General features: G+C 58.3%; 9 protein-coding genes. 3 read left to right on the plus strand and 6 right to left on the minus strand.

The features are described from left to right. Positions 1-9: 9 nt before the first annotated feature. On the plus strand, positions 10-1,488 hold the full coding sequence (locus ACQZ45_RS14170) for a M81 family metallopeptidase (protein WP_025595294.1): 1,479 nt from the start codon (positions 10-12) through the stop codon (positions 1,486-1,488). 12 nt (positions 1,489-1,500) lie between these two features. Here ACQZ45_RS14170 and ACQZ45_RS14175 read toward each other — a convergent pair whose 3' ends face one another. The 6 genes from ACQZ45_RS14175 to hutI all read right to left on the minus strand — a co-directional run bounded on the left by ACQZ45_RS14175 (position 1,501) and on the right by hutI (position 8,647). Continuing rightward, positions 1,501-2,070, minus strand: coding sequence for a HutD/Ves family protein (locus tag ACQZ45_RS14175; protein WP_025595293.1), 570 nt, complete (start codon positions 2,068-2,070; stop codon positions 1,501-1,503). 43 nt (positions 2,071-2,113) lie between these two features. Then, positions 2,114-3,145 (minus strand): alpha/beta fold hydrolase, encoded by a 1,032-nt coding sequence (locus ACQZ45_RS14180; RefSeq protein WP_029658852.1) that lies wholly within the window; start codon positions 3,143-3,145, stop codon positions 2,114-2,116. A 220-nt stretch (positions 3,146-3,365) separates the two neighbouring features. Continuing rightward, positions 3,366-5,039, minus strand: coding sequence for a urocanate hydratase (hutU, locus tag ACQZ45_RS14185; protein WP_025595291.1), 1,674 nt, complete (start codon positions 5,037-5,039; stop codon positions 3,366-3,368). Beyond that, positions 5,036-5,854 carry an N-formylglutamate deformylase gene (gene hutG, locus ACQZ45_RS14190; RefSeq protein ID WP_065660392.1) on the minus strand — a complete coding sequence of 273 codons (819 nt, stop codon included), beginning with the start codon at positions 5,852-5,854 and terminating at the stop codon, positions 5,036-5,038. Before hutG ends, hutU begins: the two co-directional genes overlap by 4 nt. Before the next feature lies 1 nt (position 5,855). Further along, positions 5,856-7,391, minus strand: a complete 1,536-nt coding sequence (hutH, locus tag ACQZ45_RS14195) for a histidine ammonia-lyase (protein ID WP_025595289.1) — start codon at positions 7,389-7,391, stop codon at positions 5,856-5,858. Further along, the gene (gene hutI, locus ACQZ45_RS14200; RefSeq protein WP_060642499.1) at positions 7,388-8,647 is read right to left on the minus strand and encodes an imidazolonepropionase; all 1,260 of its coding nucleotides are present in this window, start codon (positions 8,645-8,647) and stop codon (positions 7,388-7,390) included. The genes hutH and hutI overlap by 4 nt, the downstream gene beginning before the upstream one ends. A gap of 115 nt (positions 8,648-8,762) precedes the next feature. Here hutI and ACQZ45_RS14205 point away from each other — a divergent pair, with 115 nt between their 5' ends. Both ACQZ45_RS14205 and hutC read left to right on the plus strand, forming a co-directional pair. Next, positions 8,763-10,109: a formimidoylglutamate deiminase gene (locus ACQZ45_RS14205; protein WP_448742298.1), complete on the plus strand. Its 1,347-nt coding sequence runs from the start codon at positions 8,763-8,765 to the stop codon at positions 10,107-10,109. A 48-nt stretch (positions 10,110-10,157) separates the two neighbouring features. After that, a complete protein-coding gene (gene hutC, locus ACQZ45_RS14210) occupies positions 10,158-10,883 on the plus strand; it encodes a histidine utilization repressor (protein ID WP_025595286.1) in 726 nt (241 codons plus the stop codon). Positions 10,884-11,277 lie beyond the last annotated feature (394 nt).

Genomic DNA, 11,277 nt, shown 5'->3' on the forward strand with positions numbered 1-11,277 from the left:
ATGACAGTCATGCGCATATTCACGGCATCGCTTGCCACCGAAACCAACACGTTTTCACCCGTCCCGACGGACATGGACGCCTTTCGCGCGGCTTTTTACGCTGGGCCCGGCGAACATCCGGAAACGCCGACACTATGCTCCTCACCGGTACCAATTCTACGCCGGCGCGGCAAAGCGGAAGGGTTTACGGTAATCGAGGGTACCTCCTGCTGGGCGGAACCGGCGGGGCTGATACAGCGCCAGACCTATGAAACGCTGCGCGATACGATTCTCGCCGAGCTTGCCGCCGCACTGCCGGTCGACGCGGTAATTCTTGGTCTCCATGGCGCCATGGTCGCGCAGGGTTATGACGATCCGGAAGGTGATTTCCTGTCACATGTCCGCACGCTTGTTGGTCCCGACGTACTGATCGCGGCGGAATTCGATCCCCACAGCCATTTGACCCCTTTAAGGGTCCAAAATCTCGATATAATGGCGACGTTTCTGGAATTCCCGCATACGGATTTTGAGGAACGTGGTGAGCACGTCGTTGAACTGGCACTTCGCACCCTGCGCGGAGAAATCAGGCCGGTTATTTCCACTTTCAATTGCCGCATGATCACCATTTACCCCACCAGCCGCGAACCGATGCGTTCTTATGTTGACCGTTTGAAGGCTTTGGAGGGTAAGGACGGCGTGCTGTCTATTTCCGTCATTCACGGTTTCATGGCAGGCGATGTACCAGATATGGGCACGCGTATCGTCGTCGTGACAGATAATGACAGGGCAAAAGGCGACGCACTGGCCGAAAAACTCGGCCATGAGCTTTATGCCATGCGCAAGTTGACTGCCATGCCGATGCTCGACACGGAATCGGGTCTCGACAGGGCTCTCGCCATTCGTAGTGAGCATCCGGATATGCCGGTCGTGGTGTCGGATATATGGGATAATCCCGGTGGCGGCGTTGCGGGTGATGCCACCCATATTCTGCGGCGCATGGTGGAGCGCGGCATGGACAATATCGGTGTGGCAACGATCTGGGATCCGATTGCTGTGTCTTTCTGTCACGCGGCAGGCGAGGGGGCGGAGATTGATCTGCGTATTGGCGGCAAATCCAGTCCCGAAGGTGGCGAGCCGCTCGATTTCCGGATCAGGGTCATGCGCACTGCAGAAGCAGGGTGGCAGAGTTTCCGAAATAGCCGCGTCACGCTCGGCCGCGCCGCCGTCGTTCGACCGGTCGGAACGGAAATCGATATCATTCTCATTACCAGCCGCACGCAAACTTATGAGCCGGATATCTTTTCCAATCTCGGCATTGATTTTGCCAGGAAAGACGTGCTGCTGGTGAAGTCCACCAACCACTTCCATGCGGGTTTTGCGCCGGTCGCTTCCGAGATCGTTTATATCGCCGCGCCCACTTCCTATCCGACCGATCCGGCCACAACCGCCTATCGCAAGGCAAGCCTCCAGCTATGGCCACGGGTGGCCGATCCGCTGGGGTTGGACTGAGGCTGCGGCGCTTCAGATATCTTGTAGCGTGATCAGAAAGAATATGCCTTCACCATGATCTGCCTCGATGGTGAACGGCACGCTTTCCGTGATGAAAACGCTATCCAGCTTCTCCAGCCGGGCTGTGTCGTTGTTGACGGCGACCGTCAGAGGATCGAGCGCGAGGATCAGCCTTGTTCCCGTTGCCGCTTGCATCGAGCGGCTGCCGGATAGTCTTTGCACGCCGTGGGCGAAGGATGAGCGGCGCGTCATGATGTTCAGGTCGACTATCGCGCCGTCCATCAGGGTCGCATCCACGGGAACATCGGCGGCAAAGGGCAGGGGGGTACTCTTCGTCGTCAGCGCCACCGGCTCATGACCCGAAATAGCGAGTGCAAGGCCGTTTCCCTCGATAATCGCAAGCGTGCGGTCTATGCCGGGGAAGCTGGAAAATGGTCCGTCCTGAGCAACGGTCGCCATGCTGACGCGCCAGTCGAATGCATCCACGGAAGCACCCGGCGGATGGATGGCGATTTCCACCGTAACGCCGCCGCCATTTTTCCACGGCATGGTTTTGTATTCGGAAGCGCGTAATATTCTCATGTGATGTCCAGAATCGGGTCGTTAAGGGGGCGGGGGCGGAAGTTTACGATCCGCGATCATTCTCGATGCGTCGCTCAATCGTTTTTTGGACCGCCTTTAAATCGGATGGCCGGCCGGCAACCTTTTCGATCGCGGCAATGGCAAGGTCACTGGCGACATAGTCAGATTTATGCCCGAGATTGTGCACGACGATCAAAGTGGAGCCGCGAATATCTCTGGCGAGATGACGGGAATGCACCTCTGGCGAGACGATCGTGTCCGTATCACCGGTTATGATGACGGTTGGTGCCGTGATGCGCCGATACTCCGAGGAAGCTCCACGCGCCCATTCATTGAGAGCCGCGACCTCCTGCGCATTGTGCCGAAAGGCCCTGGGCCGCAGGGCCGCTACGGAATGCGTTGCTTCCACATAACCGGCGGGTCTGGAATTGGGTGCAAAAACACCGCGCGTTGCCTGATCCAATGCCAGGAGACCGGCGGGCGGAGCAATGAAGGTGCTGAACAGCGGACCGGTAAAGGGCGCATTTGCCGCTGTGTAATACCAGGCGATGCCACCCTCCCATGGATAGACAGCGGGAGAAAGGAATACGAGGCCCGCGACCATCTCCGGATGACGGACCGCAAGCGATGCCGCGATGGCGCCACCAAAGGAATGTCCGACGATAATCGCTCTCGGGACACCTCGCTTTTTCATAAGCTGGGCAATGGCGTCCGCCTGTCCATCCGGGAGAATATTTGCCTTGCCGCCGATATCCGAATTGCCGTGCCCTGGCCTGTCGACAAATAGCAGTTTTGCACGGCCTCTCAGCTTTTCGAGAAACGAAAACATCGGATCATAGAGACTGGCGCTTGCGCCGTGAATGAAGAGGATCGGCGGAAGCTCGGCGCTTTTTTCCGGCTCGACCAAGATGCTGTTCAGCTTGTAGCCGCCCACATCGATCCGCACGGGAACATTTTGCTGCTTTTCGGACGCCACGGCATTCGTAGCGGAAACCGGAAGAAGTGCCCCGAGCAGGAGGGTAAAGGCAAGCGGAAGGAACCTGTGCACCATTCTTTGATCTACCATGTCCTTCATGCCTGCCTAACGGTTAGCGCGGCTTTCAAACGAGCATACAGTCGGTCGGTTAAAAACGGCAACGGAAGAAAGCCGCAGACAGACCAGAAGTTCCACCGGCCGCCGACAGCGGCGTCGAAACTGATGCGGCACCGCTGTCGGCACTGTACGATGGGTGGATCGCGGCTCTCTTCCCGGATCAGATAAACGGCGCAGCCTGAAGACTGCGCCGAGTTTTTCTTTAGTTACCGAGAATGCCGGGCAGTCGCAGACCCTGCTCTTTTGCGCATTCCACGGCGATTTCGTAACCGGCATCGGCATGGCGCATGACGCCGGTTGCCGGGTCGTTCCACAGTACGCGCTCTATGCGGCGGGCCGCGTCATCGGTGCCGTCGCAGCAGATGACCATGCCGGAATGCTGGGAAAAGCCCATGCCGACACCGCCGCCGTGGTGCAGGGAAACCCATGTCGCGCCGGATGCGGTATTGAGCAGCGCGTTCAGCAGCGGCCAGTCGGATACGGCATCCGAACCGTCCTGCATGGCTTCGGTCTCGCGGTTCGGCGAGGCGACGGAGCCGCTGTCGAGGTGGTCGCGGCCGATGACGATCGGAGCGCTGAGCTCGCCGTTCTTGACCATTTCGTTGAAAGCAAGACCGAGACGATGGCGATCACCAAGGCCAACCCAGCAGATACGCGCCGGCAGGCCCTGGAAGGCGATGCGCTCGGCGGCCATATCAAGCCAATTGTGCAGGTGCTTGTTGTCGGGCAGCAGTTCCTTCACCTTGGCGTCGGTCTTGCGGATGTCTTCCGGATCACCCGATAGTGCCGCCCAGCGGAACGGGCCGACGCCGCGGCAAAACAGCGGGCGGATATAGGCCGGAACGAAGCCCGGGAAGGCGAAAGCGTTTTCCAGCCCTTCTTCTTTTGCCACCTGGCGGATATTGTTGCCGTAGTCGAAAGTCGGAATGCCCATGTCCTGGAAGGCAATCATCGCTTCGACATGTTCGCGCATTGAGGCACGGGCAGCTTTTTCGACGGCTTTCGGGTCGCTCTCGCGCTTTTCCTTCCACTTGGCCATCGTCCAGCCCTTCGGCAGATAGCCGTTGATCGGGTCGTGCGCCGAGGTCTGGTCGGTTACCATGTCTGGACGGATGCCGCGGCGGACCATTTCCGGCAGGATTTCAGCGGTGTTGCCGAGCAGGCCGACGGACTTTGCCTCACCGGCGGCGGTCCAGCGCTCAATCATCTCCATCGCCTCATCAAGAGTTTCGGCGCGGGCATCGACGTAGCGGGTGCGCAGACGGAAATCGATCGAATCGGGATTGCATTCAATGGCAAGGCAGCAGGCACCGGCCATCACGGCGGCAAGTGGCTGGGCGCCGCCCATGCCGCCAAGGCCGCCGGTCAGAACCCATTTGCCTGTGAGATCGCCATTATAGTGCTGGCGACCGGCCTCCACGAAGGTTTCGTAGGTGCCCTGCACGATGCCCTGACTGCCGATATAGATCCACGAACCGGCGGTCATCTGGCCGTACATGGCAAGACCCTTTTTATCCAGCTCGTTGAAATGATCCCATGTCGCCCAGTGCGGCACGAGGTTGGAGTTGGCAATCAGCACGCGCGGCGCATCCTTGTGGGTGCGGAACACGCCGACCGGTTTACCGGACTGGACCATCAGCGTTTCGTCTTCGTTGAGATCGCGCAGGGTAGCGACGATCTTATCGAAATCCGCCCAGGTGCGGGCGGCACGGCCGATGCCACCATAAACCACCAGCTCGTGCGGGTTCTCGGCCACTTCAGGATCGAGATTGTTCATCAGCATGCGCAGCGGCGCTTCTGTCATCCACGATTTCGCGGTCAGCTCGGTTCCACGCGCAGCGCGTACGTCGCGGATATTGTGACGAGGATTGGTCATTTGGTTCCCCTTTTGGTGTGTGCGAGTGTCAGCGCAGTCGTTTCGATGCGCGTGAGAATGTCTTTCAGGTGGATACGAAGCTTGGTGGCCTTGGCGTCGTCATAGGCAAACGGCAGTGCCTCTGTCGTTAGATGGGTGGATTGCGCCAGTTCCATCTGGATGGCGTGCACGCCGGTTTCGGGCTTTCCGTAGTGGCGTGTCGTCCAGCCACCCTTGAAGCGACCGTTGAGAATGCTGGTGTAACCTTCTGCCGCAGCGGTCGCTTCGACCGCCATTGTCTCGATGGCTGGGTCGCAGGTCCTGCCCATATCCGTACCGATGTTGAAATCCGGCAGCTTGCCTTCGAACAGGAACGGGATATGCGAGCGGATCGAATGGCAATCATAGAGAATGGCGATGCCGTGAATGGCCTTAACCCGCTCAATTTCCGCGGCAAGGGCCGCGTGATAGGGTGCATGAAACGTTTCCAGCCGAGAGACTATGTCGTCCTGATTCGGTTCCTGCCCCTCATTCCAGATCGATTTGCCGTCGAAATCGGTTTCCGGAACAAGGCCTGTGGTGTTTTGTCCTGGATAGAGGCTAACGCCTTCAGGATCGCGGTTGGCATCGATCACATAACGGTGAAAGGTGGCGCGAACCGTCGTCGCGTCGGGGAGCAGATCCGCGTAGAGATCATGAATATGCCAGTCGGTATCGGCAAGCATCTTGCCGTTGTCGTTCAAGCGTTGCCAAATCGCTGCCGGAACATCGGTGCCGGTGTGGGGCAGGCCGAGAATGACGGGCGATGTGCCTTCTTTAATATCGAAGACGCGCATCTTACGCCTCCAGCTTCGGAAGAATGCCGTCGGAAATCACGGACACAAGAGCGCCGGTAGCAATAAGGTCGGATGCCGCCTTCAGATCGGGTGCCATATAACGGTCCTCTTCCAGTGAAGGGATCGCCTGACGCAGCACGGCGATTGCCTTTTGCAGCTCCGGGCTGGTTTTCAATGGCCCACGCAGCTCAACGCCCTGAACCGCCGAAAGCGCCTCGATGCCGAGGATGGCGAAAAGATTCTCCGTCATCGGTAGCAGGCGGCGCGCGCCGTGGCAGGCCATGGAGACATGGTCTTCCTGATTGGCTGAGGTTGGCGTCGAATCGACCGAAGCCGGATGAGCCATCTGCTTGTTCTCGCTCATCAGCGCAGCGGAGGTGACTTCGGCAATCATCAGGCCAGAATTCAGCCCCGGTTTTTTCGATAAAAATGCCGGAAGGCCATAGGATAGAGCCGGATCGACAAGCAGTGCCACGCGGCGTTGCGCGATCGCGCCGATTTCGCAGATGGCAAGCGCCGTCTGGTCGGCGGCAAATGCCACCGGTTCAGCGTGAAAGTTGCCCCCGGATACAACGGAATTGTCGGAAAGGACCAGCGGATTGTCCGTCACGGCATTGGCTTCGATTTCAAGCGTGCGGGCTACCTGTCGCAGAAGATCGAGGCAGGCGCCGTCCACCTGCGGCTGGCAGCGGATGCAATAGGGATCCTGAACGCGCTCGTCGCCTTCGATATGGCTGACACGGATTTCGGATCCTTCCAGCAGGTTGCGCAGTGCAGCCCCCGCATCGATCTGGCCCTTGTGGCCGCGCAATGTGTGAATATCGGGATGGAACGGAGCCGAAGAACCCATGGCGGCATCGGTGGAAAGCGCACCTGTTATCAGCGCTGCCTGTGCCGCGCGGTGAGCGCGGAAAAGACCGGCAAGCGCCAGCGCCGTCGAGGTTTGCGTGCCGTTGATCAGCGCCAACCCTTCCTTGGCGGCGAGCACGACCGGGGTCAGCCCGGCTCTAGTGAGAGCTTCGCCGGCGGGCAGAAGCGTACCTTCATAGAAAGCCTCGCCTTCGCCCATCATCACGGCGGCCATATGGGCAAGCGGTGCGAGATCGCCCGACGCTCCGACCGAACCCTTTTCCGGAATGGAAGGGATGACACCCTTTTCCAGCATGTCCTCAATCAGCCGCACCAGTTCCAGCCGCACGCCGGAGGCGCCGCGACCAAGCGAAATCAGCTTCAGCGCCATGATCAGGCGCACGACATTTTCCGGAAGCGCCGCACCGACGCCGCAGCAATGCGACAGGATGAGGTTACGCTGCAGCGTCGCAACATCGGCTGCGTCGATCTTGATCGAGGCGAGTTTGCCGAAACCGGTATTGATGCCATAGACCGGCGCATTGCCGGCGGCGATCTCGGCGATGCGGGCCGCTGCTTTTTCTATGCCGGCATCGAACGAACGGTCGAGTTTCGCTGTGCCGTTATCCCAGTAGATTGCGGCAAGTTCAGCAAGGGTCACATTGCCGGGGTGAAGCGTGATAGTCATGTAGAAACCTTCTGTCCCTTGAAAATGCGGGCGTGGAGCGGGTTGAAGCCGATGCGGTAGACAAGTTCAGCCGGGCGTTCGATATCCCAGATGATGAAATCAGCGGATTTTCCTGCTTCCAGCGTGCCGGTTTCCGCAAGCAGGCCGAGCGCCTTTGCGGCATTGCGTGTGGTCGCCGTCAGGCATTCCTCCACCGTCATGCGAAAAAGCGTGGCACCCATATTCATGGTCAGCAACAGGGAAGTCAGTGGTGAGGTGCCAGGATTGCAATCGGTAGCCAGCGCGATGTCAGCGCCTGCATCGCGCAGGGCCTGAACCGGGGGCAGCTGTTTTTCCCGGAGCGCGTAAAAGGCCCCGGGCAGAAGCACGGCCACCGTTCCTGCTTTAGCCAGTGCTTTTGCACCGGCCTCATCAAGATATTCCAGATGATCGGCGGAAAGCGCACCGTAGGATGCGGCAAGCTCCGTACCGCCGAGGTTGGAAAGCTGTTCGGCATGCAGCTTGACGGGGAGACCGTACTGTTTTGCCGCCTCGAAAACCCGGGTGATTTCCTCAACGGAAAAGGCGATGCCTTCGCAAAAACCGTCAACCGCATCCGCCAGTCCTTCCGCATTGGCTTTTTCCAGCCCCGGCAGAACCACGTCCATAATGTAGTCGGCGTTACGGCCCTTATATTCGGCCGGTGTCGCATGCGCGGCCAGGTAGCTGGTGACGATTCTAACGGGCCGTAGTGTCTCAAGTTTGCGGGCGACGCGCAGCATTTTCAGTTCGGTTTCGATATCAAGACCGTAACCGGATTTTATTTCGAGGGTCGAGACACCCTCCGCCAGAAGCGTATCCAGACGGGGCAATGCCTGTGCCACCAAAGCCTCTTCCGAGAGGGCGCGCGTGTCGCGTACCGAAGAAACGATACCACCGCCCGCTTTGGCGATCTCCTCATAGGTCGCGCCATTGAGGCGCATTTCGAATTCCATGGCGCGGTTGCCGCCGAAGACCAGATGTGTGTGGCAGTCTATCAGGGCCGGGGTGATCCAGCGTCTCTCACAATCGGTTATCTCGTCGGCCGTTGCCAGGTCGGCGGGCAGATCGCTTTCGGCGCCGGCAAAGACGATGCGGTCGTTGCGTATGGCAATGGCAGCATTTTCGATAGCGCCGATGCCATCCATGGTAGGATCAAACGTCGCCAGCCGGGCATTGCGCCACAATGCGGTAGTGTCACCCGTCGCCATTCCCTTTGTATATTTGTTCCCTGGCATTTGCTTTTCGCCTTTCTTTTATGTGCCAAATGTATATACATAATAATCATGTTGGCAAGCCGTAATTTCGTATGCGACGTGGCCTTGTCAGAAGAGATCAAGAGGAGAGGGTGGCATGACGGTAATTCACGCGGGCGCAGCACTTCTGGCCGATGGGTGGGTGCAAGATGTTCGCATCCACTGCAGGGGCGGTGCTGTTTCATCCGTCGAAACCGGTGTTTCTCCGCAGCCGCAGGATGAACGGCATGCCGTTATCGTGCCAGCCATGCCCAATCTCCACAGCCATGCCTTTCAGCGGGCCATGGCAGGGCTTGCTGAAATTCGCGGACCTGCCGATGACAGCTTCTGGAGCTGGCGCACGGTCATGTACAAGTTCGCGCTGTCAATGACACCGGATCATGTCGACGCGGTTGCTGCCCAGCTTTATATGGAAATGCTGGAAGCCGGTTTTGGACGGGTCGGTGAATTTCATTACCTGCATAACGATATGGATGGTTCGCATTACGGCAATATCGCCGAAATGGCCGAACGTATCGGTGCCGCCGCCTCGCAAACGGGGATCGGCCTGACTTTGCTGCCGGTATTTTATGCGCATTCCGGTTTCGGCGGTCAGCCGCCGATCGACGGTCAGAAACGTTTCATCCATTCGCTCGACAGTTACGAAAGGCTCATGCAGGGCGCCCAAGCCGTGGTGAATGGGCTTCCCGGTGCAACGCTCGGCATCGCGCCACACAGTCTCCGTGCCGTAACTGGTGAAGAACTGGCGGCGATCGAACCGCTGGCGAAAGGCGGCCCGATCCACATTCATGTGGCGGAGCAGGTCAAGGAAATCGAGGACTCGCTCGCCTTTTCAGGTGCGCGGCCGGTGGAGTGGCTTTTGCAGAATGCACCGGTCGATGATCGCTGGTGCCTTATCCATGCGACGCATATGACGGAAGCCGAAACCCGCCGCATGGCAAAAAGCGGTGCCGTTGCCGGCCTTTGCCCCATCACCGAGGCCAATCTTGGCGACGGCATCTTCCCCGCTCCCGGTTTCATCGCGGAAGGCGGCCATTACGGTGTCGGTTCGGATTCCAACATTTTGATCTCCGTGCCGGAAGAATTGCGGATGCTCGAATATTCGCAGCGCCTGTCGCTTCGGGCGCGCAATGTCATCGCCGATGCCGGCCGTTCCACGGGCGAGAAACTGTTCCAGCAGGCGCTTCAAGGCGGTGGCAGGGCGCTGGATTCAAAAAATCAGATAGAAGCGGGAAAAAGCGCTGATTTTGTCGCGCTTGATTGCTCGGCCGTTCCCCATCTTCCGGCATCCCAGATTCTCGACCAGTGGATGTTCGCGAGTAGCGTCCATGTCGATACCGTCTGGGTGCGCGGTAAAAAACTGGTGCAAGCGGGCCGGCACGTCCATCGCCATGAAATATCGGATCGCTTCAACAAGGTCATGGCCGAACTTGTCGATAGCTGATATGCGCTCGATAGGAACGACATCGAGCCGTTGGAAGGCATTGCGGACGTGACGAAAGCATCGGCCGGGCAAACCCTGCACCAGCGAATCCTCGGCGATATCGAGGGCCGGATCGTATCGGGCGAATGGCCGCCGGGTCACCGGTTGCCTTTCGAGGTTGATCTCGCCGCCCACTACGATTGCTCCCGCATGACCGTCAACAAGGTCATGGGCCAGCTTGTGAAGGCCGGCTTGATCGAGCGCCGCAAGAAATCCGGCAGTTTCGTCCGCCAGCCGCAGATCCAGTCCGCGGTTCTCGAAATCCACGATATCAGGGCGGAAGTCGAATCCCTTGGCCTGGAATATGGCTTCAAGGTTCTGAAGCGCACGCAGCGTGTCGCAAAGCGTGAGGATCGGACAAGTCTCGATATTGCCATTGGTACATCGCTGCTCGATATCGTCTGCATTCATTTTGCGGGCACGCGGGAATTCTGTATCGAGCAGCGTCTCGTCAATCTGGCAACCGTTCCCGATGCCGCTGAAATCGACTTCACGGAGATTGCACCCGGACCCTGGCTGCTTGGCCATGTTCCCTGGAGCAATGCCGAACACCGCATCAGTGCCGAAACGCCTTCGAAAGATGTGGCACGCCTGTTGGGTATCTCCGACAGGCAGGCCTGCCTTGTCGTGGAGCGGCGCACATGGAGCAATTCGGGTGCCGTCACCTATGTACGCTTCACCTATCCCGGCAATGCGCACGCTCTGGTCGCCCGTTTCAGCCCGTCTTCCGAATAAGACTGGGAAGGGCGCAATGCCTGCAATGCCCAAGAGAGCGCCCTCGTCGTGGTAGGAAAAGTCCTAGCTCCCGTCATGCAGCTCCGAAACGTTAAAATCTGTTAGTTTGTATGACTAATTTCAAACTATCCTTTAAAATCAATACTTTGAATGTTTTTTTTAGAATTTGTATTTTGGTGTGTTGACTTGTTTGAGGGTGATCTCTTATAAGTCCGCTCACTGAACGAGGGCGGCGGCGCTGCTGGCGACGAAGTCTTTCGTTCTAAAGAAATCATGTTGATGAGCTGACTGCTTGTTGTTTTCCAAGGGCTTTTGCTTTTGGGGTTTGATTTTGTGACTGCAATGAGCGGTCTGTTTTTTGACAATTGAATATGAGAAGAAAGAGAAACGTGGG

The organism is Agrobacterium sp. 16-2014-1-2a, assembly GCF_053522705.1.

What these genes read in the sequence shown, in the direction of transcription:
- ACQZ45_RS14170 (WP_025595294.1), top strand. Translation starts at nt 10, where the DNA reads ATGCGCATATTCACGGCATCGCTTGCCACCGAAACCAACACGTTTTCA.
- hutG (WP_065660392.1), bottom strand. Translation starts at nt 5,854, where the DNA reads ATGCGCGTCTTCGATATTAAAGAAGGCACATCGCCCGTCATTCTCGGC.
- hutH (WP_025595289.1), bottom strand. Translation starts at nt 7,391, where the DNA reads ATGACTATCACGCTTCACCCCGGCAATGTGACCCTTGCTGAACTTGCC.
- ACQZ45_RS14175 (WP_025595293.1), bottom strand. Translation starts at nt 2,070, where the DNA reads ATGAGAATATTACGCGCTTCCGAATACAAAACCATGCCGTGGAAAAAT.
- hutI (WP_060642499.1), bottom strand. Translation starts at nt 8,647, where the DNA reads ATGCCAGGGAACAAATATACAAAGGGAATGGCGACGGGTGACACTACC.
- hutU (WP_025595291.1), bottom strand. Translation starts at nt 5,039, where the DNA reads ATGACCAATCCTCGTCACAATATCCGCGACGTACGCGCTGCGCGTGGA.
- ACQZ45_RS14205 (WP_448742298.1), top strand. Translation starts at nt 8,763, where the DNA reads ATGACGGTAATTCACGCGGGCGCAGCACTTCTGGCCGATGGGTGGGTG.
- ACQZ45_RS14180 (WP_029658852.1), bottom strand. Translation starts at nt 3,145, where the DNA reads ATGAAGGACATGGTAGATCAAAGAATGGTGCACAGGTTCCTTCCGCTT.